Source organism: Candidatus Dependentiae bacterium, assembly GCA_016191325.1.
Lineage (GTDB): Bacteria > Babelota > Babeliae > Babelales > JACPOV01 > JACPOV01.
Window position 1 is genome coordinate 489,962 of the sequence record JACPOV010000008.1, and the last position, 22,109, is coordinate 512,070.

The 22,109-nt window shown below is 40.0% G+C and carries 27 protein-coding genes; 3 read left to right on the forward strand and 24 right to left on the reverse strand.

Translation table 11 applies throughout. From position 1 onward, the window contains the following. Positions 1 to 49: 49 nt before the first annotated feature. The 14 genes from HYX58_02755 to HYX58_02820 form a co-directional block, all read right to left on the reverse strand. Positions 50 to 463 (reverse strand): hypothetical protein, encoded by a 414-nt coding sequence (locus HYX58_02755; GenBank protein MBI2774901.1) that lies wholly within the window; start codon positions 461 to 463, stop codon positions 50 to 52. Between the two features lies 1 nt (position 464). Continuing rightward, on the reverse strand, positions 465 to 833 hold the full coding sequence (locus tag HYX58_02760) for a hypothetical protein (GenBank protein MBI2774902.1): 369 nt from the start codon (positions 831 to 833) through the stop codon (positions 465 to 467). A gap of 140 nt (positions 834 to 973) precedes the next feature. Then, complete coding sequence (locus tag HYX58_02765; GenBank protein MBI2774903.1) at positions 974 to 1,783, reverse strand: TIGR00282 family metallophosphoesterase; 810 nt, start codon at positions 1,781 to 1,783, stop codon at positions 974 to 976. A 3-nt stretch (positions 1,784 to 1,786) separates the two neighbouring features. Continuing rightward, positions 1,787 to 3,352: a ribonuclease Y gene (gene rny / locus HYX58_02770; GenBank protein ID MBI2774904.1), complete on the reverse strand. Its 1,566-nt coding sequence runs from the start codon at positions 3,350 to 3,352 to the stop codon at positions 1,787 to 1,789. A 139-nt stretch (positions 3,353 to 3,491) separates the two neighbouring features. Then, entirely contained in the window at positions 3,492 to 3,764 is a 273-nt protein-coding gene (locus HYX58_02775) for a cell division protein ZapA (protein ID MBI2774905.1), read from the reverse strand. Continuing rightward, positions 3,761 to 3,988, reverse strand: a complete 228-nt coding sequence (locus HYX58_02780) for a hypothetical protein (GenBank protein MBI2774906.1) — start codon at positions 3,986 to 3,988, stop codon at positions 3,761 to 3,763. Before HYX58_02780 ends, HYX58_02775 begins: the two co-directional genes overlap by 4 nt. An 86-nt stretch (positions 3,989 to 4,074) precedes the next feature. After that, positions 4,075 to 4,422 carry a 50S ribosomal protein L20 gene (gene rplT, locus HYX58_02785; GenBank protein MBI2774907.1) on the reverse strand — a complete coding sequence of 116 codons (348 nt, stop codon included), beginning with the start codon at positions 4,420 to 4,422 and terminating at the stop codon, positions 4,075 to 4,077. Positions 4,423 to 4,431: 9 nt separating this feature from the next. Continuing rightward, positions 4,432 to 4,638: a 50S ribosomal protein L35 gene (gene rpmI, locus HYX58_02790; protein ID MBI2774908.1), complete on the reverse strand. Its 207-nt coding sequence runs from the start codon at positions 4,636 to 4,638 to the stop codon at positions 4,432 to 4,434. A 17-nt stretch (positions 4,639 to 4,655) separates the two neighbouring features. Further along, positions 4,656 to 5,198 (reverse strand): translation initiation factor IF-3, encoded by a 543-nt coding sequence (locus HYX58_02795; protein ID MBI2774909.1) that lies wholly within the window; start codon positions 5,196 to 5,198, stop codon positions 4,656 to 4,658. A 24-nt stretch (positions 5,199 to 5,222) separates the two neighbouring features. After that, entirely contained in the window at positions 5,223 to 6,287 is a 1,065-nt protein-coding gene (gene recA, locus HYX58_02800) for a recombinase RecA (protein MBI2774910.1), read from the reverse strand. A 5-nt stretch (positions 6,288 to 6,292) separates the two neighbouring features. After that, complete coding sequence (locus HYX58_02805) at positions 6,293 to 8,278, reverse strand: peptidylprolyl isomerase (protein ID MBI2774911.1); 1,986 nt, start codon at positions 8,276 to 8,278, stop codon at positions 6,293 to 6,295. Positions 8,279 to 8,291: 13 nt separating this feature from the next. Continuing rightward, positions 8,292 to 8,918: an SPOR domain-containing protein gene (locus HYX58_02810; protein MBI2774912.1), complete on the reverse strand. Its 627-nt coding sequence runs from the start codon at positions 8,916 to 8,918 to the stop codon at positions 8,292 to 8,294. After that, positions 8,915 to 9,934: a tRNA (adenosine(37)-N6)-dimethylallyltransferase MiaA gene (miaA, locus tag HYX58_02815; GenBank protein MBI2774913.1), complete on the reverse strand. Its 1,020-nt coding sequence runs from the start codon at positions 9,932 to 9,934 to the stop codon at positions 8,915 to 8,917. The genes HYX58_02810 and miaA overlap by 4 nt, the downstream gene beginning before the upstream one ends. A 3-nt stretch (positions 9,935 to 9,937) precedes the next feature. Then, a complete protein-coding gene (locus tag HYX58_02820) occupies positions 9,938 to 10,471 on the reverse strand; it encodes a hypothetical protein (GenBank protein MBI2774914.1) in 534 nt (177 codons plus the stop codon). 454 nt (positions 10,472 to 10,925) lie between these two features. Between HYX58_02820 and HYX58_02825 the strand changes: the two genes are divergently transcribed. The 3 genes from HYX58_02825 (at position 10,926) to dnaK (ending at position 15,342) form a co-directional block, all read left to right on the forward strand. Beyond that, positions 10,926 to 11,789, forward strand: a complete 864-nt coding sequence (locus HYX58_02825; protein ID MBI2774915.1) for an EamA family transporter — start codon at positions 10,926 to 10,928, stop codon at positions 11,787 to 11,789. 159 nt (positions 11,790 to 11,948) lie between these two features. Next, positions 11,949 to 12,590, forward strand: a complete 642-nt coding sequence (locus tag HYX58_02830) for a hypothetical protein (GenBank protein ID MBI2774916.1) — start codon at positions 11,949 to 11,951, stop codon at positions 12,588 to 12,590. Between the two features lie 871 nt (positions 12,591 to 13,461). Beyond that, on the forward strand, positions 13,462 to 15,342 hold the full coding sequence (gene dnaK, locus HYX58_02835; GenBank protein ID MBI2774917.1) for a molecular chaperone DnaK: 1,881 nt from the start codon (positions 13,462 to 13,464) through the stop codon (positions 15,340 to 15,342). A gap of 100 nt (positions 15,343 to 15,442) precedes the next feature. Here dnaK and HYX58_02840 read toward each other — a convergent pair whose 3' ends face one another. The 10 genes from HYX58_02840 to HYX58_02885 form a co-directional block, all read right to left on the reverse strand. Next, positions 15,443 to 16,078: a hypothetical protein gene (locus tag HYX58_02840; GenBank protein ID MBI2774918.1), complete on the reverse strand. Its 636-nt coding sequence runs from the start codon at positions 16,076 to 16,078 to the stop codon at positions 15,443 to 15,445. A 151-nt stretch (positions 16,079 to 16,229) separates the two neighbouring features. Beyond that, entirely contained in the window at positions 16,230 to 16,586 is a 357-nt protein-coding gene (locus HYX58_02845; GenBank protein ID MBI2774919.1) for a hypothetical protein, read from the reverse strand. Positions 16,587 to 16,623: 37 nt separating this feature from the next. Further along, positions 16,624 to 16,953 (reverse strand): hypothetical protein, encoded by a 330-nt coding sequence (locus tag HYX58_02850; protein ID MBI2774920.1) that lies wholly within the window; start codon positions 16,951 to 16,953, stop codon positions 16,624 to 16,626. 173 nt (positions 16,954 to 17,126) lie between these two features. Next, entirely contained in the window at positions 17,127 to 17,747 is a 621-nt protein-coding gene (locus HYX58_02855) for a hypothetical protein (GenBank protein ID MBI2774921.1), read from the reverse strand. Between the two features lie 200 nt (positions 17,748 to 17,947). Further along, positions 17,948 to 18,532, reverse strand: a complete 585-nt coding sequence (locus HYX58_02860; protein MBI2774922.1) for a hypothetical protein — start codon at positions 18,530 to 18,532, stop codon at positions 17,948 to 17,950. 100 nt (positions 18,533 to 18,632) lie between these two features. Then, positions 18,633 to 19,214: a hypothetical protein gene (locus tag HYX58_02865; GenBank protein MBI2774923.1), complete on the reverse strand. Its 582-nt coding sequence runs from the start codon at positions 19,212 to 19,214 to the stop codon at positions 18,633 to 18,635. Between the two features lie 140 nt (positions 19,215 to 19,354). Further along, complete coding sequence (locus HYX58_02870; protein ID MBI2774924.1) at positions 19,355 to 20,149, reverse strand: hypothetical protein; 795 nt, start codon at positions 20,147 to 20,149, stop codon at positions 19,355 to 19,357. A gap of 135 nt (positions 20,150 to 20,284) precedes the next feature. Further along, positions 20,285 to 20,887, reverse strand: a complete 603-nt coding sequence (locus HYX58_02875; GenBank protein MBI2774925.1) for a hypothetical protein — start codon at positions 20,885 to 20,887, stop codon at positions 20,285 to 20,287. A gap of 117 nt (positions 20,888 to 21,004) precedes the next feature. Next, on the reverse strand, positions 21,005 to 21,328 hold the full coding sequence (locus HYX58_02880) for a hypothetical protein (GenBank protein ID MBI2774926.1): 324 nt from the start codon (positions 21,326 to 21,328) through the stop codon (positions 21,005 to 21,007). A gap of 14 nt (positions 21,329 to 21,342) precedes the next feature. Continuing rightward, positions 21,343 to 22,104, reverse strand: a complete 762-nt coding sequence (locus HYX58_02885) for a ParA family protein (protein MBI2774927.1) — start codon at positions 22,102 to 22,104, stop codon at positions 21,343 to 21,345. Positions 22,105 to 22,109 lie beyond the last annotated feature (5 nt).

Consider the following 22,109-nt stretch of genomic DNA (forward strand, 5'->3'; position numbering starts at 1 on the left):
TTTTGAAGAAAAACGGTTCTTTTTAGCTACTTAGAATGTATGCAAAAAATTACTCTGCTTGATTTGCAAATTGTTTCTCGATCATTGCATAATAAGATGGCTTGAGCGGAAGCTCTATCACAAATTTTGTTTCTTTTGGAATCTGCACAAGCCGTGTGCACCTTTTTTTTTGTTGGCCTTCCAATTGGCAGCAATCAGCAATGACAATGTCTCCATTCTTTAAGAACGCCTGATAGATTTTGCTTTTGCCGGTTTTCTCAATCGATGAATCGTCAAGTTGTGCGACAGCAGTTATATCTTCCGGTTTCAATTCACAAAGTTTCTCAATCAATTCATTAGAAAAACCATTTTGAAAAAGTGCAAGCTTTGCATGCTCTTGACGCTTTGATTCATGAAGTTCCGCTTCCATTGCAACGCAATGAAGATGAAAAAGAAAAACTATTAACCAAACTATATAATTCATATTATTTTTCTTCGAGGGAAAGATCGTAATAAAGTTTGATACCATCAAAATATTTCGAATCTATTGGTACAGAAAGTATCACACCATTTTCGTTAATCGTTCGTTTCGTACAAAATTTCTTATTATCGGCCAACTGCGCAACTAGTTGAACATTATCGGGCAGTTCTGCAGTATAATAAACGGTTTGCAGAAAACTCGTACGCAATCCCTGCTGTGCACTTGTTCCCTTTGTAACAGAGATTATTTTATTTATATCAATTGGCTCGTCGCTCGCATCCCTAATTCGTTCTGAATTATTCATGCCGATCACGGAGGAAAATAAGAAAATAGTTACTAAACTAGGTAATAAAACAAAACGTATAAGTCTCACCCCATTCCTTTTCTTTTTAAATTTTCTTATTTTTGCTTCATCGTATTTTAACAAAGAAGATAGATCGATTAAAATGAAAAAGCGCTGCATTTACGTGCAGCGCTTTATTTAATTAAATACTATTTTTGTTGCTTGATCTACTAGGCCACATTCAATTCGTTATCATCAATGCGAATGCGGTCAATCTTTAACGCTTTTCCGGTCGCAATATCAATTTCGATAACCACACCGCACATAAAATACGGCTTTTCTGTTTCTACAACAAATTTTACCGGCATTTGCGTAATAAAATTTCTAATAATCGCGTCTTTTTTCATTCCGATCATAGAATTAAGAGAACCCGCCATTCCTAAATCGGTAATAAACGCGGTACCGTTTGGCAGAACGCGCTCATCAGCAGTTTGTACATGGGTATGGGTTCCAACAACGGCACTAACTCTTCCATCCAAGAAAAAACCCATCGCAATTTTCTCTGCCGTTGTTTCAGCATGAAAATCCACAATGATTGTTTTTGTCTTTGATTGCAAAAAAGTGAGCGCAGAATCTACGGCCTTAAACGGGCACGAAAGGTGCTCGCGCATAAAAACGCGCCCTTGAATATTTACCACCCCAATTATTTGCCCGTTAATTGAAAACGTAGTAACTCCCGTTCCCGGGCATTCGTTTGGAAAATTTTCAGGGCGAAGTAGATCGGTATTATATTTTAAATATTCAAAAATATCTTTGTGATGCCAAATATGATTCCCGCTGGTGACAACGTCAACACCTAAATGTTTAAAAAAGTGCATTAATTTAGGCGTAATGCCGCGGCCATCTGCGCTATTTTCACCATTAACAATGACGCCATTTATCGCGTATTTTTCTCGCAATTTCGCCAAATGCTTTTGCACCATCGCGCATCCAGCAGGCCCAACAACATCACCTAGGAGTAAAATTCGTATAATGCTCATGATCTACCGTGCATATTCGATTGAACGTTTCTCGCGAATTACGTTTACTTTAATTTGCCCAGGAAACGCCATTTCGAGTTCGATCTTGCGCGCAATATTGCGTGCCAACGTTGCTGCTGCATCATCATCCAGCATTTCTTCTTCAACAATTATGCGAACTTCTCTGCCAGCTTGCAATGCATATGATTTTTTCACACCTTCAAATGAACATGCAATATCTTCAAGCTTTTCAAGCCTTTTAATATACGCAGAAAGTGTTTCTCGTCGAGCACCGGGGCGCGATGCAGAAATCGTATCGGCAATCATAATAATTGGGCTATAAATAGAAGCAAAAATAATTTCTTCATGATGCGCTGCAATCGCGTTTACAACAAGTGGATCTTCGCCACATCGTTTAGCAATATCGCCGCCAATTAATGCATGCGGTCCTTCGACTTCTGCGCTCACTGCTTTACCAATATCATGCAGCAACCCAGCGCGAAGTGCCATGGTGCCATCAAGCCCAAGTTCTTCCGCTATCATGCGAGAGAACAGACCAACTTCTTTACTGTGCATCAAAACGTTTTGGGAGAAACTGGTACGGAAGAAAAGTTTTCCAAGCAACGTCATAATCTCAGGATGCAAGCCTTGAATATTAAGTTCAAGCGTTACATCTTTGCCCATTTCCTGGACCATTTCGTCGATTTCTTTTTCGCATTGCCCAACCGTTTCTTCAATACGAGTTGGATTAATTCTGCCGTCGGTGATTAATTTTTCCAATGCACGGCGTGCAACTTCTCGTCTTATGGGATTGAAACCCGAAATCGTGATTATTTCTGGAATATCGCCAATGACAAATTCCATACCGGTTGCCATTTCAAGCGCTTTGATATTGCGGCCTTCCTTACCAATAATACGGCCCTTCATATCTTCACTTGGTAAATGAACGATACCTGAAGAATGTGGGGCAACTTGATCAGCGATATAGCGCTGCATTGCAGTTACAACAATGTTATTTGATTTGTCTTTAGCAGTTTGGCGCGCTTCTTCTTCTACTTTTTGAATCCATTTTTGGCTGCTCATGCGCACTTCTTCATCAAGCGTATTATAAAGCTCCTTGCGAGCTTCATCGCGCGTCATACCGGTAATGCTTTCAAGTTTTGCAATGAGCTCGGTATAGACAGCTTTAATTTTGTTTTCACTCACTAGCAAACGATCATTTGCACGAGAAAGATTGCGTTCTTTTTGCTGAATTTCTTGCGTGAGCTCTTCAATGCGCTGCTCTTTTTTTTCAAGCGTTTCGTACTTTGCATTCAATTTACTTTGAAAACGTTCAAGCTCTAATCGCTCACGCTTCATATCTAAATCAAATTCACTTCTTCGCTTGTGCAACTCATCTTTGAGTCGTAGCAACGATTCGCGACGCTCGTTTTCAATATCACGCTTAATATTTTTTGTGGTATTAACCGCTTCATCAAAGAAGCGTTGTGCTTGCTTATACTTTGATCTCGCAAAAATAAGTACCGCGATGCCTCCAATAAAAGCTAACGCGACCGCGACGCCCCCAAGCTGGAGTAATAACGTCATCATTGTTGATCCTCTCTATGATATCCTCGTTGGAAAGCCAATCGTTAAATAACGACGTGGCGCTCTTTCAATATTAATCAAGAGGGCAAGCATTATGGAAAAGCATCAAAAGACGCATGCAAACGCACAAAAAACAATAACCCTACGATCCCGTCAGGCGGTTAATCCGTGCAATAAGTTCGTCTTGGTAAGAACGTAACTGTTCTTCAAACGATAGGTTTTTATGAGCAAATTGAAGTGCCGCAAGTGCTGCAACGCGCTTAGCGTCCTTGCTCTTAAGGCTTTCGCTCAATTCGTTCATAAGCGCATCGACTCGGGAAACTGCTTGCATGATGTGCATTTCTGGTTCATCGCTGATCAGCGTATACGGTTCACCTAAAAGCATGACCGTATATTTTTTTGCTTCCCGCTTCATGATGCTTTTTCATTACTTATTAAGGAATCAATACTTTTAATTAGATCATCAACGAACAATTTCGTAGCAAGACGCTCTTTTACCAGCTCTTCACTATGAACGGTAGTCAATTTTTGTACTAATTTTTCGTTTTCTTCGCTTAGCCTAGCATTTTCTGCCTTGAGCTCATTAACTAACACAGCAAGGTGCATAATTTTTTGCTCAAGCGCTTGCAATATTTCCATACGCTCCCCTTTTTTACGCATGTACACCATCATCTTTTTCTACTTGATGGTAGTGTACCGATGCGCACCAAGCGCTGTCAATAAACCTATTGTTGCGCGAGTTGCACCAGTTGTGAAAATGCTTCTGGTTCGAAAATTGCAAGTTGACTAAGCATCTTACGATTTAGAGAAACATTGGCTTTCATAAGACCATGCATAAATTTATTGTACGGCATACCGCGCTCGTTAGAAGCGGCACCAATTCGGGTGATGAAAAGCCCACGCATATCACGCTTTTTCAGCTTTCTGCCTTTATAAGCATAAGCCATTGCGCGTAGCACAGTTTCTTTTGCACGACGAATAATATTGGAGCGTTGCCCCCAATAACCCTTAGCCTGTTTTAATAATCTTTTATGACGTTGCTTAGTTGCGAGTCCACGTTTTACACGAGTCATAATATATCCTTATCGATCACTACTATACTGCAATAACGATTTAACATGTCGAATATCGCAGCTATTTACATATAACGCACGGCGCATGCCACGTTTCTTTGAAGCTGATTTGCACGTCATCAAATGGCGACGGCCAGCTTTAGCGCCTTTTACCAAATTACTTTTCAATTTTTTAAATCTTTTTGATGCACCAGAGTGCGTTTTCATTTTAGGCATGATAGCAAAACTTTCAACTATTTAACAAAATAAATTCGAGACCACATAGATGAACTCTTCATATCTTTTTCGTGCGAGAGATTAGTAAGCCCCTCATGCGCAAGTGTTAAGTCGATTTTTTCAAAAATCTCAGCACCGCGCTCTCTGCTTGTAGCCGCTTCACGGCCTCTGAACATAAGAGTCACTTTCACGTGCTTGCCATCTTTTAAAAAGCCGGCAGCTTGCTTCAATTTGGTAAGATAATCATGTTCGCCAATTTTAGGACGCATTTTGATCTCTTTTACCTGAATTGTCTTTTGGTGCTTTTTAGCTTCTGCCTGTTTTTTCTTTTTGGCATATAAAAGCTTACCAAAATCCATAATCTTTACAACCGGAACTCCTTCTTGGCCGGTATCAGATACCATAACCAAGTCCAGATCGGCAGCACGGGCCAGTTTCAACGCCTCTTCGCGTGTTATGACCCCGGCATTTCCCCCATCAAGGGTGATTACCTGTACCTTAGGAGCTCGAATTTGTTCATTCACTAACTGATCAGTTTTTTGAATATTAATTGATTTCAACGTATTTTTACCTTTATACGGTGTTTATTTCTCTTTTTGTGCCGCTTGTACTTGAGCGATAGCACTTTCTACTTGAAGCACAAACTCAGGAGTTTCTTTCATATGAGCAAGAGCCTGTTCTCTTCCTTGCGCAAATTTTTTCTTCTCAAAAGCGAGCCATGCACCGGACTGCTCAACTACACCATAATGCAATGCAGCGTCCAAAACATCAAGCTCATGGCTTATGCCTTCGCCAAAAAGCACATCAAGCTCAACTTTTTTGAATGGAGGTGCCATTTTGTTTTTTACTACTTTAATAGAAACTCGATTACCAAAATGATTGTCGTCTTTCTTGAGAGACGCAATGCGGCGAACATCCAAGCGAAGTGATGCGTAGAATTTAAGCGCATTACCGCCAGTGGTCGTTTCTTTATTGGCAAACGGCATACTATTAATGTTGTGGCGAATTTGATTGATAAAGATCAAAACGGTTTTCGATTTATGGACAACCGGGGTGAGTTTACGCAGCGCCTGAGACATCAAACGCGCTTGCAACCCCACGTGAACATCGCCCATATCCCCATCAAGCTCTGCTTTAGGCACCAAAGCCGCAACAGAGTCGATAACCACTATATCTACCGATCCTGATCGTACCAACATTTCAGCGATATCGAGCCCTTGTTCACCATAATCGGGCTGCGAAATAATTAAATCGTTTATATTTACGCCTAGATTTGCAGCGTATGAAGTATCAAGAGCGTGTTCAGCATCGATATAAGCACAAATGCCGCCAGTTCTTTGAGCTTGCGCTATTGCATGAAGCGCCAGGGTTGTTTTACCTGAAGCTTCAGGGCCGTAAATTTCAACAATTCTGCCCAATGGATAGCCGCCTATTCCAACCGCATCATTAATTAAAATTGAGCCTGAAGATATAACGGGCGCTTTTTCTAGCTTCGCGTCACCAAGAAACATAACCAATCCCTTACCATGCTGCTTATCGATCTGAGCAAAGGTAAGTTCAAGCATTTTTCTCTTATTCAGATTGTCACTATTTTCTGTAGCTGGTGCCGCTTTAGCGGGAGCGATTTTAGTTTCGTGTTGGGCGGTCATAGTGATTAGTCTTCCAGTGGTAATCTGTCATTTTGTGAATTACTATCTTGAGTAAGATTAATTGTAGCATTTCTATATAAAGACGCAATATAACCCCTATAAGCAAGCTCTTTTTGCTGCTGGGAGAGTTCTGCCATCAATTCTTGTTTTTTTTGCGCAAAAGTGGCTTCATCGAACGGTTTCATGCTTTCAAGTTTCAAGATATAGGCACTATCACCCTGATCGGCTGCGTGCAAAGCGCCCGGTTTTGAAAGGCTACTTATCGCACTCATTGGGAAATGCTTAGCTTCAAGTGCTTCTATCGCTTCTTTATCGTCGGGTGTTACCATACCGGTAAGTTCAACCGAACCACCAAATTCATTTTTCAAACTAGCAAGAGAAGCGGTTTTCGCTTTAGCTTGGGCATCGCGCAGCGCCTTTTTCATAGCTTTGCGTGCTTTATCGTAGTAAAGATCGTCTTCTACCTGCTTTCGTACCGTTTCCAAAGGAACTTCGGCACTTTTCTCAACCGCCGTCGTCTCAAGAATAGAGCCGATACCATCATCGCCGGTAAAGGTGGTCCATTCATGAAGTGGATTTTTGAAAATGCGCTGAGAAAGAAGACTCGCATCTTTTCTGCTTACTTGAGCGGTACGCATAGCGCCATGATGTTTTTGTACAAATGCATCGATCGCCTCTGGTTTAGTGCGCAACTGATTTGTCAGTGCGCGACTCTCGCGACTAAATTGCTCATCAAATTTTTGTTTTGTAAGCAATTTAACAATTTCAGGTTTTACCATGGCGAGTGTTTTATAAACCGCCGGTTTTCGACTTACTCGCTGAACCAGCTCTAGGCCAGCGTCTGTTTTAACGATATCAGAAATATCGCCATCATTTTGCAATCTAAAAGATGCCTTTTCAAGCGCTTCGTGCATTTCACCTTTTTTGAAAAAGCCAAGAAGTCCACCTTTTGAAGCAGTTGCCGCATCTTGTGAATGCTCTTTTGCAAGTTTTGCAAAGTTACCTGGAGCTAACTTCAACTCTTCTTTAATTTTCTGCATCAGTTCAAGCGCTTGATTTGGAAGTTTCTCATCCAGCTTTACTAAAATTCTACGCACTTGCACTTCTACAGGAGATTCTAGATAATCTGGTTTGTGATCGCTGTAATATTTTTCGATCGCTTCATCAGGTACTTTCAAGCCAAATTGATCTTGCTTAAATTCATAAACTTTTGCTGTGCGTTTTTCTGGTGACCAATAACGCTTTGATGCACTATTTTGTTCAGCAAAAAATTCTTCTACTTCTTTCTGGTCGAGTGGCTTTGTGCGCAACTCTTTCAGATATTTATCTAATTTAAAAGTAAGCATACTATATTCGCGCGGAATGTAGCGCGCAATAAACGCGTCTTTCAAATCCTGGTTTGAAATATAGTGAGAAAGGCAAATCATATCCCGTACCATAACTCTGCGTAGTGCTTCTTCAATAGATTGTTCGAAATCTGAAAGCGTAATTCCATGAGTTTGCAAATAATAACGCAACAGATTCATTGAAATCTGGCCACGTTGATCAACCACACTGAATGGGACCGTATCGCGCAATTCTTGAACTACAAACATAGGATCTTGCATTTTGCGCGCAAGAAAATCACCAGAAATTTTAATACCGAGTGCATCTGCAACGGTATTAAGAATAGTTTCTACAATGAGTGATTGCACCGCGAGCACGCGTGGATCTTCATTGATACCCATCATGCGCATCATCATTTCTGCTTGAGGGCCCATTTGTTCTTTGAAGAGCTCTATGCGTTCAGCCTCATGAACTACTTTTTGGCGAAATTGATTTACCGAAATTGCAGCATGGTCTACCGTTCCAATAGCTGGCGCTCCGCCACTAAACCTCTTAAAGAGATTTGGCGAGAAAAGCAAACTGCCTCCGGCCATAGAAAAAAAAGTGATCCAGAGAATTGCTTTTGCAAATTTATTTTTCAACATGCGTTGTTGAGCAGATGTCATGATTTACTACCTTTCATTGAGTGCGATTTTTTGTTTGGAGTATCTGCACTTTTTTCAACGATGGTTCGGTTATTTTTATTGAACTAATAAGTGCTTCTACCTCAGGCCTTGTTGTATATGATGCCGTGTTGACCGTATACCAAGTTTTTGTGATCGGTTTACCGTCACGCGAACGACCTGAGCTTACTCGTTTTACTATCGTAGTTGCAATTCCTCTTTTTTGCAATCGGGCAACTAAAACTTGCGCGTCTTTTTGTACGTTTGATCTCATTAACTGAGCATAATAAAAGATGGCCGGTTCTGCACTTGCATCAATCTTTGGATGAGGAATATCATGATGCGCAGCTAGATCTTGAGTCGTTACTTCTTCTTTGTTATCAGCACTATCAAGCACCGTTTGTTCTGTGCCATACAGTGTTGTCATCGAATGGTGCAAGCGATCGGCAAATGATTGTTCGTTTACATCATGCGTAAACATATCAACTGCTGCTTTTTTACCCATTAAATAACCGGCGCAAAATACACCAATCAATAACACTATCAGCAAAGATGTTGCAACGGCTGTTTGAGTTCTATCAAGTATCACACAAGGATCTTGATGGCAGTTACAAGTACAATTTATATCATGTAAATCTTTCATAATAATCCTTTTTTTTGTGCGATCATTTCACTAATATATAACGCCGCCTGGCCAGTATTGGTAGATGTTAAGTTTATTGGTATGATTGGCGGCCCATCTTCAAGGCTTGCAAGAGTACGTACCATCATCGCGCCAAACGTAAGTTGTCGCTTTGCATAATTACGCGTTTTTTTCGCGATCGTTTCGCGCAGCATTGTGTACGCACGAACTGAATGGTCTGCATTGTGTACAAAGCGCACAACGTCATCGTACCCAAGAATTTTTTTTTGCGATACAAACTGCTGCCATTCTGGCGAAAGCCCCTGCACTTCTTTTATCCAGTTAAAAGCTGCGCCATTAGACGCTGCCAGCATTTGATCTGCGCGCTGATTTATCCGGGCATAAAGATCTTCTCGTTCTCTCGTAACCATTATAAAAATGTACGGCCCGAACGGATGATATTGTGGCCGAGAAGAAGATGGAAGTTGGCCAGTATCGTACCAAATATCGAGTGCCCGTTTTATCCGATACTCATCATTATGATGAATCGCGCGGGCACGAACCGGATCGATCTGTTCAAGAAGCTCCCAAGAATAAGGTGGTCGATCAGCAATTGGCATACTTTTGGTATGCATAGGTTCGTTCATTGGAAAAAGAAGGGACATACAATAAAAGCCGCTACCGCCAACAATAATTGGCACTTTTTTACTGTGCTCAGCCTGTTTTATTGCTTGTATCGCTAAGTGATCATACTCAACCGCAGTAATTGGCCGCGGCTGAGAAACAATATCAAACAATGCGTGTGGAATATCCAATTGGTCGAGTGATGGTTTTGCCGTTCCTATCGAAAGTGGTTCATAAAATTGTCCCAAATCACAATTGATCATCACACCATTCATCAAGCGCGCAAGTTCGATCGCCAAATCGGTTTTACCAACGGCGGTCGGCCCATAAATAATAATCGCAGGTTGTTTCTGCGATATTTTTTGCCATTGACGATCAAGTAGATGCGGGCAAGTTTTTTTTATGGTGCTCATACGTTAGAGTATTTGTTGTGATGCTTTGTGGCCAATCGATCCAAAAAAAGACCGTAAATGTTCTATAGCTTTTTCTTCACCAATTTTTTGCACATGCGCAATTTCTTGCGCCAAAAGCATTTCAGCTTGCAGCAAAAGATTCTTTTCGCAAAAAGAAAGCTCTTTATTGAGTTCTATAGATTTTAGATCTCGATAAATTTCAGCAGTTGCTCTCAGATTATTTTCTTTGAGTTTTCCCTGATACGCCTTATTTCTGTGCTTCCAATTACTTGTCACTTGCTGATGGGCTTTTCTGGGAGATGGCTGAGAAAGTAATTCAAAAACTACTTCAATACTATCTTGAGAGCTGAGTGGGCGAATGCCATTCACCTCAAGACTATTAACCGGCACCAAAATTGTCATCTCTTTATTTATGAATCTCAATTCATAAAGAGTTGTTGTTTTTCCAGAAATAACTTTTTCTACAATACGATTAATTTTGGCGACACCATGTCCCGGGTATACAACTTTTTCGTTCAGTTCAAAACGAACCATCATACGTACTCCCTTTTCTGTAAGCACGTGCATTAACACACCTACCGAAAAAGCTTTACCTGTTGCTTATAGTCTAGCACAAACGAACGCGATTTAAAATTGTTCCGAGATACTCATCGAAAAAAAGTTTTAATTGGTTTTAAAATTTAACAACTGCTGCGCGAAAAAAAACAATCTCGACGTTGAGCTAAAATAAATGTTTTAAATCAACGCCTTGTATTTAGCAAAGAAAAGCGAATCGTTTGCCATTGGCCAATTTTAATCGATGAAATAATTTTCCACACTTTTATTTCCACAATTTGAAACAATTTAATATTTCCCACATTCCCTTTTTGCCTGTGCATTAACAACACCCCTCGCAATCGCCTTGCTAGATCAGCAATAATAAAGTATTCTTTATTACAAGTATCAAATATAAAACAAGACAACGCCTTTAAGGACTTATGGAGTAAAATCGGTGTTTTTGCTTATTTCTACCTTCTTTCTACTTGCTTCTGCCATTATTGCCAACAAGTTTGCGTTGAGCGTTCTTTCGCCGATGGCGCTTGTTGCGATTCGGATGTTGGGCGGCGGCTTGGTACTTTTATGGCAAGAGCGATCGTCTCTTAAAGCGATCAAGAATTTTATTTTTCCACTCACCCTTATTGCGCTTTGCACCACCTTCATTAATTCACTTCTAAAAGCGTACGCTCTGCAACACCTCCCATCAAGTAAAGCAGCTCTCATCGCCGGACTCGATCCGATTATTACGGCGATGATCGCTTTTGTGATGTTTCGAGAATCACTCAATGCCCAACAACTTCTTGCAATTGGCCTGGCAATGATCGGCAGTGCATCACTTTGCTATGATGGTATTTCAGGATGGAGTACTATAGCTCCGATCGCTAGTTGTGCAGCATTTGCCGCAATAGTAATTGGCAGGTATGGCTGGATTAAGGCACAAAAGATTTTGGTCGATGCACATCTTACCCCACGGCAACTCAATGCTGGTATGATGGTTATTTCCGGATCGATCGCACTCGCATGGCTTATGGCAAGCCCAACCGACTTTTTTTCACAACTTTCAAATCTTAATTCGGTCAACCTAATTTTTGCGCTGCTCTATACCACGGTTATCGGAAATGTTTTAGCGTACCCACTCTATGCATCACTCCTTAAAAAATATTCAGCGACGCTTCTTTCTCTCTTTGGTTTTTTAATTCCGCTTTTTGTAACACTTCTAGCAATTCCGCTTCTTTCGGAAACCTGCACAAGCAGAGTGATTATATCAGGAGCGATAATGTTTGCCGGCGTCGCACTATTTATAAAAGCATCAAAATAAGTATTCTTTGTGTGCCTTGTTTACCAAGTTGCTATTTAGTTCTTTTCCCACCATATCCCCAACGTACTCAATGCGCGCAACGCCTATTCCATTGAACCCATCTCATCCATCCAGATAAGATTAAAAATGGGAAGATACTTTTAACTGGGGGAGTCCGCTATGCGCAAGCATGCCTTTATTACTATAATCCTTATCTTGGCAACGCTATTGATAGCTATGCGGTACAAGCCGCTTCAGACGATGACCAAGGCTCGACCTTTCAGCAGTACCTTAATACGCCCCATAAGCACACAAGTACCTCGTACATTTTTAAATTTACGCAGGGCTACCATTTTCTCAGCACCGATAGCAGCATTAATGGCACAGATAGCCGCAAGTTCGGCACTTCGTGGGCGCTTTGATTCTTATTTTCAATATGGAATCATCAAGACCGAACCGATAGAACTCATGAATGCTATCGATACGATCGATGCGCAGAAAGTAGGCGATCTTATCGCAGCAGATTCATCGGTAGTAACTTATTCAACACTCATTGATAAACTTATTGGACTCAAGAATCGAGTTATGACCGATCAGTTAACGCCAGATGAAGAGAAACGGGCACTCGCCATTATGACCGCTATAAATTGTGCATTATCCAATGCTGTAACTCAAGCAAAGATGGTGGGCTACACTTTCTCAGCTGCACAGATAGAAAAAATGATGTTTCAAGCATGGGATATTGAGTTTAAGACGAACAACTATTTGAATTATAGAGCTGCGCGCAGGCGTGATGTAGAGCGCAATAAGAGATGGTTTTGAGCCGAGTGCAGATTAAGTACGATCTGTATGCGCAAAAAGACAAGGGCAGAGTGCGCGCCGCGCCCTCCTTCCCCTTTCAGGAATTTCTTGTTCTTGTTATTCGATATCGTTGTTTCAAAAACCAAAAATAGTAATAACGTTCTATTGGTTAAGGAGCGTTAGAAGAACAAAGGACGTTCTTTCGCGTGAATGTTTAAAGGAGAGTAGTAATGGGGCTTATTGCGCGCGTGTACGTTCTCGTGTGTGCGTGTGTTTGCGTGTGCCAGAATGAATGAGGATAGGTTCCTAAATAAGGTGTAATGAATTGTTCCTTATATAGTATATACAGCTATATCCTTTTTTTTCCTTTCCTTTTTAATTTAACTACTTTCTTAGCTGCGCTATTTGAACGCAGTCAAGGCCAGCAGCCCCTTGTAACACATCGAAGCTGTGAAGGCTGCCTGGACGAAGACGGAGTGCCTCGCGCGGCCGTGGAACAAAAAGGGCTGGTCACGGAGCCGCCCCGCGTTCTCACCGAAGCCCATTATTGATAATTATGCGACAATAAAACCATAGGGACCTTGCCTGATAGCCAAATATCTCGATGAAATAATGGACGATTCGATAGTCGGCCCGCCGGCCTCCAAAGAAAAACGCTAAGATTGCATTGGAAAAGATGAAACTGTAGCCGTCTGAAGAGGCCCTCCAGTAGGCCCCCGGGGTACCTTCGGCAGCCAGGTACAAATGAAAGAAATCTTAGTGAATTACGCTCAGATTTTATGAGTAATTATTTGACATTATTTAAACTATGGTTTATAAAATATACGTGAAAAGTAGTTAATACTATAGAAATAACACCTCATGAATATTGAGGGCAAAACAAGGGAAATGTATGGGAAAAATTATAGGAATCGATTTAGGAACAACCAACTCTGTCGTTGCTTTCATGGAAGGCGGTAAGCCAAAGGTAATTCCAAGCAAGGATGGCGGTAATATTATTCCTTCTGTCGTTGCGTTCACTAAAGACGGTAAGCGCCTTGTAGGCACCCTAGCAAAACGCCAGGCTATCACTAACCCAGAAAACACCATTTATTCGGCTAAGCGCTTTATTGGGCATCGCTTTGAAGAAGTTCAAAATGAAGCTAAAAATATGCCGTATACGCTCGTAAAAAGAGCCAATGGTGATGTGGGCATCCTAGCACAAGGCAAAGAATATTCTCCTCAAGAAATTGCTGCGGCAGTTTTGAGCCTCATTAAGCAAACAGCTGAAGAATATTTGGGCCAAACAGTAACCGAAGCGGTTATCACCGTTCCAGCATATTTTAACGACTCGCAACGCCAAGCAACTAAAGACGCAGGAAAAATTGCAGGCCTTGAAGTAAAACGCATCATCAACGAACCAACCGCAGCTGCCCTTGCATACGGTATGGATAAGAAAAAAAGTGGCACCATAGCAGTATTCGATTTTGGTGGCGGAACATTCGATATTTCGGTGCTTGAAATTAACGATGGCGTTATTGAAGTACGTTCAACCAACGGCGATACGCATTTGGGCGGAGACGATCTTGATCAGCGCATTATCGATTATCTCGTTGATGAATTCAAAAAAGAACAGGGCATCGATCTTCGTAGCGATAAAATGGCATTGCAGCGCTTGAAAGAAGCGGCTGAAAAAGCTAAAAAAGAATTGTCTTCAATTCCTGAAACCGATATCAACCTGCCATATATTACTGCTGATGCTTCCGGCCCAAAACATTTGAATATTAAAATTTCACGCGCAAAATTTGAATCGATTTGCCAAGATCTTTTCGACCGCTTGCTGATTCCATGCAAACGCGCAATGGCCGATGCGCAAATAGGCAACGATAGACTTGATGAAGTTATTTTGGTTGGTGGTTCAACCCGCATTCCAAAAGTACAAGATCTCGTACGCAAATTCTTTGAAAAAGAACCGAATAAATCGGTTGATCCTGATGAAGTGGTCGCAGTCGGCGCCGCAATTCAAGGCGGTATTTTAGCTGGCGAAGTTACTGATGTACTTCTTTTGGATGTCACTCCCCTTTCACTTGGGATCGAAACTCTTGGCGGCGTTGTGGCAAAATTGATCGAACGAAACACAACTATCCCAACACGCAAGTCGCAAGTATTTTCTACCGCTGAAGATAATCAGACAGCTGTTGATATTCGTGTGTTTCAAGGTGAGCGTGAATTTGCCAAAGATAATAAAATGCTTGGCCAATTCAGATTAGAAGGCGTTGCGCCCGCACCACGCGGCATGCCACAAATTGAAGTGACGTTCGATATCGATGCAAACGGTATTGTAAGCGTTTCTGCAAAAGACAAAGCAACTAATAAAGAGCAAAAAATAACGATCACTTCATCAAGCGGACTTTCAAAAGAAGAAGTTGATCGCATGCTCAACGAAGCAAAAGCGCATGAAGCGGAAGATCGCAAAGCGCGCGAAACAATCGAAAAGAAAAATCGCCTTGATGGATTAATTCTTGAAATCGAGCGTTCGCTCAAAGAGAATAAAGAAAAAATCCAAGCGAGCGATGTAGAAAATGTTGAGAAAGAGCTTGAAAAAGCGCGCGTCGTGCTCAAAGAAAAATCAACCGATGAGCAAGCGTTGCAACAAGCGACCGATGAACTTTCTCAAACATGGTACAAAGTTGCTGAGCAACTGTATAAACAAACCGGCCCATCACAACCAGAAGCTGGTACCGATAATCAATCAGGTTCTCAGCAAGGGCCAATTGATACTGATGCACAGTAAAAAATGAGCTAACTTTGCAATAATAATAAGGGCGCCTTTAAGAGGCGCCCTTATTTATTTAAAATTAAAACGATTCTTTTTTAAAAAACATGTTCTATCTTTATCGTTTATTAAAAAGAAACTCATGCGCGCCTTTAAGCGCCAAGCCGGTACCGATTAAAAGAAAAGCCCTACTGAGCCATAAATAAGGCGCCACCGATTTAATAGATCGATCTTTTGCGCACGATTTACGAATGGTCAGATCCACAAACCGTTCCCCTTTTTCATTTTTTTGTATTACCGGTACAAATTGGGTTTGAAATGATTCGTGTGGAAAAAACGATTCATGAACATTTTTAGGATCATCCATTAAGCATTCCCACTCAACGCTATTATATATATGCGGTGGAAATTGCCATTTCCATATAATCCCACTATTTGTATATTTTTTATTTCCATACAAAAAATATTTCTGGCTTTTAAGTACCTCTTGATCCCATTGATCGTGAGCTTTTTTTAACTGCTCGAAAGGTCTCTGCATAGTGCCAGGAAAGGTTTCATTAAATTTTTTACATACTGCTAAATGCTCGGCAAATTGCGTAATGAACGATCTAAAATTCTGCTCCTTCTGAGCAAAATATTCAATGCCTTTTTGGCCGAGAAACGCAATTACACATCCAGCAATTATTTTGTTTTTATAAGAAATGTGCGATGGATCAAAAAGAAATTGACCCCAAAGAGAACGCGGCATTAACATAGAAATGCATATAAAGAATCCCTTCCCCAGACTTCCCATAGCTCTCCATAATGAAAGAACGCCCGAATTGAGCGTTCTTCATAATAATCTCAAAATAGTCTCGCTTATGGCAAGAAACAAACTCGATAAAAAGTGTTTCAGCCGCACTTATCTACTGAACAATGCACTTTTTCTTACCCAGCGCTTCTATTTGTTTATCATCGCTAAATTGTTCAATGATCCATTTGTCATCTTTCTTATGAAGATAAGTCATTGCATCATCATTAGCAATCGTGATCAATGAAACTTCGTTAAACGGTTCCTCGCCCATCTCTTTTACGCTTTTGGGTGCTTCGACAGCAAGTAACTCTTTTTTTGCATTATGGTAAGTTACCGTACAGTCGCTCACCCCCTCTGCACTCTTGATAAATTGCAGAACTGCAAGTTCCTTACCATGGATAACCGTTTTTCCCGCATGGCAATTAATAACACACATAAGTAGCGTTAGAAAAATGATATTTTTTGGCATAAAAACCCCTGATTAAAAATTAGCGTTTGTTAATAGATTAAAGAATTGTGCATTTTTTAGTTTTTCTATCAACGCTTGTTTTCAGCCAATCCTTTCCATCACGCACAAACGTAAAAGTTTTTATCTTCTTCATTTCAGGAACGTCTACGATAATACTAGTAATATCCTTGTCAATTTCGTCGATTTCTTTCAGGTACTTAAGTATCTTCTCTCCCTTTCTCTCACAAACAACACTTTCGATACCCATCTGCCTTGCAGAATGAAGGTAGGCAATCACGCTGTAAGTACCAACTTTATTCTCCGGATCTGTACAGTAAGATTTAAAAATAAGCACGACTAGAAATACTAAACAAATGTACCGACGCATAAATATCCCTGGAATAAAAGGCTTTTTTTCAAAATAAGATTATTTTAAAAAAGGTTTTTATACAAGCTTTATAGATTATGTCGCATCATGATTGAGTATTATTAAAAAGAAAAAGGAGCGCTTTGGAAAGTGCTCCTTTACAAATCATTTTCGAAGGAAAATATTAAAAATTATTACTTAGATGATGGCCAGAACGAACAAGCAAATGAAACAACTCCCATACCGATGAGAGCTCGTTTAACCCAAGGAATGTAGGCAATATTGCCTTCTATATGACGCTTCACAAAAACGTTTGTTTCTTTCGCTGAATCTGGATGACTAATTTTATTAATCTCTTTACTTTTTTCATCTCTTTTCACCCTTAAGGGAGTGAACCGGCAGGTGCCCCATTCTGGCTCAATGACCCAACGCTCTTTAATTGTTTTTCCCAAGCCTGTTTTGCGTTCTAAAGAGAAATGGATATCCCCACTATATTGTATTTGCTCTATATCTCCCACTATTTTCCAACCGCGCTGCAAACGTTGATCCATTAAAGAATCAAACGCTTTATTTTCTAATCTCCGCCCTTCCTTTTGATTCATGCTTTCATTCTTGCGTGCGCACCGATCATGCTCGAATTTAGTTAATAACTTTTCCGCACCGAAACCCAAAGCCGCAATCCCAATTCCTGCAGTTCGCAATTTATTATTGCCAAACCAATTGATAAAAGCACCCTTTGAGACTTCCCCTTGAGAATTTGACCCGAAAGCTGTTATGAAAGAGAAAAAAAATAAAATTCTTCGTATTTTTTTCATAAATCCATCCATATCTTTATAAAATGAATAATTACCTAAAGATTACACCCAATACGGAAATTTGTCAAATAGAAATATTTTCAAAGAAATAGACGATTTTTATAGATGGCTAGCAAGAAAACTAATTAACTATATTCACCTGGTAAATCGATAAAATGATCCCTAAAATAATGCGTACTAATGATAACTAAAAAAATGTATTAGTCAAAAATAGCGCTTTTTAATAGAGCAATTGCTCCAATTCCAGTAAATGCATTTTGCACCCAATCAGCATAAGCTACATGCTTAAGCTCTCTCCCGAGATTTGTGACAATAAGATTATCATCAATGCAGTCGATCTCGATCTTATTCAATCCGTCTCCATCTTCTATTGGAGTAAAAAGAGTGATTGTTCTCCCACTCGCATTCAAATCAATTTTATCTTTTAACTGCTTTCCCAGGGGAGTAATTTTTTGAAAAGTAACTATTACATTGTTATTATCTTTTCCCAATCCCCAATTCCATAAAAAACCTTTTTGGATTTTTTCATTTATTAAAGAACAAATTCCATCTTTTTTCATATTTTTAGCATTTACTGGATTATTGAGCATATACTGATGCAATCTTTTATTTTCAATTTCACGAATAATGCGCTTAGCCAAAAGTCCTCCTCCGATCAATCCAATCCCCGCAATGCCCAGCTTGTGATTTGCTAACCAAGAACTAGCGGATGAAAGGATAGTATCTTGCGGCTCCGCATGAGCTAACAGTGAAACTACTAAAACAACAAACGCTGCTTTTTTCATATTTCTTTCCTTATCAAATCTATTTTTATTTTTTTAGATGTTATCCAATAAAGAGTGATGCCAACAGTAATTGCCTACCGAGCACCTAACCTGTCCCTTATTACCGATTACTTAAAGCGAAGCTTTTAAATACCGCCAATACTCCAATTCCCACGAATGCTCTTTGCACCCAATCAGCATACGCTACTTGCTTAAGCTCTCTCACATGATGTATCACAGTAATTTCGTCAGCAGACGAGACTATTCTGATCTCTTCCCGATCCTTAAAAAAAATCACAGATTTGTCTTTCGGAACGGTTAATCGAATTTTATCTTCCAACTCTTTTCCTAGTGCTGTATTTTTTTTAAAAGTCCAATTAAGAATTGAATTGTCCAGATTTTCCCCTATCTGCGAACTTTCTGAAAAACCGTTTTGGACTTTTTCATTCAATAAAGTGGAAATTTCTGATGCTTTCATATTTTGAGTATTTACTACATTATCGAGCCTGTAGCAATCCAATCTTTTATTTTCTACTGACTGAATGTAGCGCTTTGCAATAAATCCTCCGCCGATCAATCCGATCCCTGCAATGCCCAGCTTGTGATTTGCTAACCAAGAACCCGCGGATGAAAGAATAGTATCTTGCGGCTGCGCATGCATCAAAAATGAGATCGTTAATAAAAAGAGAACTACTTTTTTCATTGATTATTCCTCGTGAGAGCGATTTTTATCTTCATTGTACTCATCGTCGCTAAAAAGTAAAAAAAAGAGGCACACTAAGCGCCTCTTTACATATCAATCTATATATATTTTAAATTTTTATACGAGTGGAAGCTGCGTTCTTAATTCATTTTCTTTTGTTTGAACCAATAGAAAGCAATTCCACTCGCTATAGCAAACCATGCAGAGAAAAACGTTTTCGGATGTTTCAAAAAAGGTGTGCACTGAGGCATTTCAGGAAGTTCTTGTTCCTGAAAACAATTAACTGTATTATCAATAGGCTGATAAATTTCATGCAAAGACACACAATAAGGGTACATCTTTTTCCAGCCTGGGGATTTTTTCTCTATTTGCTCTTTAGAATCAGACGAAAGTAGTGAATCGAGTTCATTCAAAAAACTTTCTTGAAATTTTTTTTCCCATTCACTAGATTCTTCTTCTTTTACTACCGCTTTCAGCATTTTATTCACTTCAAACCCATCTTCAATGATCGGTTTTTTTGGCGAGTACACTATCTTTCGATCTTGTGCCGCAATTTGCGCACTCCAACCAATCGAGCCTTGAATTCCCTCGCGCGGACCAACATAAGCACTGCTCGGCTCGGCCATATTATATTGCTCACAAACATCTCGTAACTGTTTTTCATTACCCTCATATACGGGGATATGTCCATGATGATTTTGTTTTCTGATCTTTTCACCAAAGTCCGTATTCTTTTTTTGAATAGGGGCGACTTTTTCATAATGTTTCTTAATCATCTTGGTATGATTGAATCGATCGTAACAATGAACACCCAGCCCCACTAATCCAACGCCTAAACTGCCCGCAAAAACGTGCGCAGGAGCAAGTGACGTTGTTTCCAAACATTTAGCTTGCCCCACAAAGAATGCAAGTGCAAAAATTAATATTTTTTTCATAGCAATATCCCTAAAAAAGTCTGATTTCCCCCCTACTATTCTAGCTATTGCCTAATAATTGTCCATCAGCGCTCAAGAAAAAAGGCACATTTTTATGCGCCTTTTTATGTTAAAAGCTCTTTTTGCTCATGCGTATTAATGATAACTAAAATAGTCAAAAACAAAACTCTTTAATCCAGCAACTGCACCAATTCCGATGCACGCGATCCGGAAAGAATCAGCATATTCTAAACATCTAATTTCTCTTGGATGATGAGTGATTTGGAGTTGCTCTCCAATATAAATAACTGAAACTGTATTTTTCCCGTTATTAACAGTTTTAGTAATACCCACAGTCACCGTCTTTCCTTCATCGCCCTGCAATTCAATTTTGTCTTTTATAAACTTACCTAAGAAGGTATTTTTTTCAAAAACAACAAAGTTATTATTAGTTTTTCCTAGACCTTGATGCCAGTCGTCACTTGTCTCTATTTTTTTATTTATTAAATTAACAAGCACTTCTTTTGTTATCACCTCTGATTTCACTGGATTCATTCTGTTGTAGCGATCAAGTCTTTTCTTTTCAAAATCATGAATAAAACAACGTGCAAGAAAGCCGCCCCCCATCAAAGTCAATCCTGCAATACCAAGTTTATGATTTGCCAGCCACGAAGCTGCAGAAGAAAGCATTGTCGTTTGTTGATGCTCAGCGTGCGCTAAAATTGAGATTGAAAGTAAAAAAAATATACCTTTTTTCATTCTTTATTCCCTGCTTATTAGTTTCGGTCATCCCGATTATTGTCACAGAAAAAAATAAAAAATAAAGAGGCGCTAATGCGCCTCTTCTCAACTTTTGATAAAAAAATATGAAAAATTTTACACAAGCGGCCTGCCGCCTTTTAGCGAACGCTCTTTTCGCTCAGGGTATCGATCGCCCCGTTTCTTTTCTAGTTTTGCTACTGCTTGCTCAAAAGCTTCTTGCGCAAGCGCAGTAAGCGTCAATCCCGGTTCCCAGAAAACGACGTTTTTAATCTTATCTATCAAATCTATCGGCAAATGGATGGTGATCCGTTGTTTTTTTACCGATTCGGTATCCTGCTCGTGCACCGATTCAACTTTTTTTTGCGCCGAGCGAGTTGTCGTAGCTGCTAAATAGGCCTCAAGCGGATTACTGCCTAATGTTTTTTTCTTTTTAACCATGAAAGGCTCCTTTTTTATGTCACTTCTTGTTTCATTACTTCTTTTGCAAATGCGCGATAATCGGCTGCGCCGTGGCTTGTATCATCATAAGAAAAAATTGGCTCACTAAATGAGGAAGCTTCCGAAAGTTTAATATTTTCTCGGATAGCAGTTTTGAAAAGCATATCTTTAAAATTATTTTTCAACTCATCGATAACTTCTTTTGCATGCTTTGTGCGCGCATCAACGCGGCATGGAACGATTCCTGCAATAGCAAGTTCAGGATTGAGGCGTTGCTTGATTACTTCGATCGTTTGCAATAGTTGAACAAGCCCAGAAAGTGCCATAAAACGAGTTTCCACCGGCACGATAACTTCATGAACTGCAGATAATGCGTTCACGGTAAGCACGCCAAGCGTTGGCGGGCAATCAATCAGAATATAATCAAATGCCGCAGTTCCCATTTGTTCAATATGATGTTTTAATAATGTTTCAGAGCCAACTTCGTGCGCCAATAATCTCTCGACGCCAATAAGCCACGTGGAAGATGGAACAAGTGAAATATTTTTATACGCAGTTGCAGCAACAATTGATGCGAGAGAAACATTTTCAACAAACGCGCTATAAATACCCTTCTGGCTACTAGAAAAACCGAACCATTGGGTGGTCGATGCTTGCGGATCAAGATCGATCACAAGCACTTTTCTTTTTTTTTCTGCAAGGGCAGCTGCCAAATTTACCGTCGTGGTTGTTTTTCCACTCCCGCCTTTTTGATTAATAATCGCTATCGAACGCATTCTTT

Excerpts from the sequence above, each read along its gene's own strand:
- HYX58_02755 (MBI2774901.1), bottom strand. The coding sequence starts at position 463 with ATGAATTATATAGTTTGGTTAATAGTTTTTCTTTTTCATCTTCATTGC.
- HYX58_02765 (MBI2774903.1), bottom strand. The coding sequence starts at position 1,783 with ATGAGCATTATACGAATTTTACTCCTAGGTGATGTTGTTGGGCCTGCT.
- rny (MBI2774904.1), bottom strand. The coding sequence starts at position 3,352 with ATGATGACGTTATTACTCCAGCTTGGGGGCGTCGCGGTCGCGTTAGCT.
- HYX58_02775 (MBI2774905.1), bottom strand. The coding sequence starts at position 3,764 with ATGAAGCGGGAAGCAAAAAAATATACGGTCATGCTTTTAGGTGAACCG.
- HYX58_02780 (MBI2774906.1), bottom strand. The coding sequence starts at position 3,988 with ATGGAAATATTGCAAGCGCTTGAGCAAAAAATTATGCACCTTGCTGTG.
- rplT (MBI2774907.1), bottom strand. The coding sequence starts at position 4,422 with ATGACTCGTGTAAAACGTGGACTCGCAACTAAGCAACGTCATAAAAGA.
- rpmI (MBI2774908.1), bottom strand. The coding sequence starts at position 4,638 with ATGCCTAAAATGAAAACGCACTCTGGTGCATCAAAAAGATTTAAAAAA.
- recA (MBI2774910.1), bottom strand. The coding sequence starts at position 6,287 with ATGACCGCCCAACACGAAACTAAAATCGCTCCCGCTAAAGCGGCACCA.
- HYX58_02805 (MBI2774911.1), bottom strand. The coding sequence starts at position 8,278 with ATGACATCTGCTCAACAACGCATGTTGAAAAATAAATTTGCAAAAGCA.
- HYX58_02810 (MBI2774912.1), bottom strand. The coding sequence starts at position 8,918 with ATGAAAGATTTACATGATATAAATTGTACTTGTAACTGCCATCAAGAT.
- miaA (MBI2774913.1), bottom strand. The coding sequence starts at position 9,934 with ATGAGCACCATAAAAAAAACTTGCCCGCATCTACTTGATCGTCAATGG.
- HYX58_02820 (MBI2774914.1), bottom strand. The coding sequence starts at position 10,471 with ATGATGGTTCGTTTTGAACTGAACGAAAAAGTTGTATACCCGGGACAT.
- HYX58_02830 (MBI2774916.1), top strand. The coding sequence starts at position 11,949 with ATGCGCAAGCATGCCTTTATTACTATAATCCTTATCTTGGCAACGCTA.
- dnaK (MBI2774917.1), top strand. The coding sequence starts at position 13,462 with ATGGGAAAAATTATAGGAATCGATTTAGGAACAACCAACTCTGTCGTT.
- HYX58_02840 (MBI2774918.1), bottom strand. The coding sequence starts at position 16,078 with ATGTTAATGCCGCGTTCTCTTTGGGGTCAATTTCTTTTTGATCCATCG.
- HYX58_02845 (MBI2774919.1), bottom strand. The coding sequence starts at position 16,586 with ATGCCAAAAAATATCATTTTTCTAACGCTACTTATGTGTGTTATTAAT.
- HYX58_02850 (MBI2774920.1), bottom strand. The coding sequence starts at position 16,953 with ATGCGTCGGTACATTTGTTTAGTATTTCTAGTCGTGCTTATTTTTAAA.
- HYX58_02855 (MBI2774921.1), bottom strand. The coding sequence starts at position 17,747 with ATGAAAAAAATACGAAGAATTTTATTTTTTTTCTCTTTCATAACAGCT.
- HYX58_02860 (MBI2774922.1), bottom strand. The coding sequence starts at position 18,532 with ATGAAAAAAGCAGCGTTTGTTGTTTTAGTAGTTTCACTGTTAGCTCAT.
- HYX58_02865 (MBI2774923.1), bottom strand. The coding sequence starts at position 19,214 with ATGAAAAAAGTAGTTCTCTTTTTATTAACGATCTCATTTTTGATGCAT.
- HYX58_02870 (MBI2774924.1), bottom strand. The coding sequence starts at position 20,149 with ATGAAAAAAATATTAATTTTTGCACTTGCATTCTTTGTGGGGCAAGCT.
- HYX58_02875 (MBI2774925.1), bottom strand. The coding sequence starts at position 20,887 with ATGAAAAAAGGTATATTTTTTTTACTTTCAATCTCAATTTTAGCGCAC.
- HYX58_02880 (MBI2774926.1), bottom strand. The coding sequence starts at position 21,328 with ATGGTTAAAAAGAAAAAAACATTAGGCAGTAATCCGCTTGAGGCCTAT.
- HYX58_02885 (MBI2774927.1), bottom strand. The coding sequence starts at position 22,104 with ATGCGTTCGATAGCGATTATTAATCAAAAAGGCGGGAGTGGAAAAACA.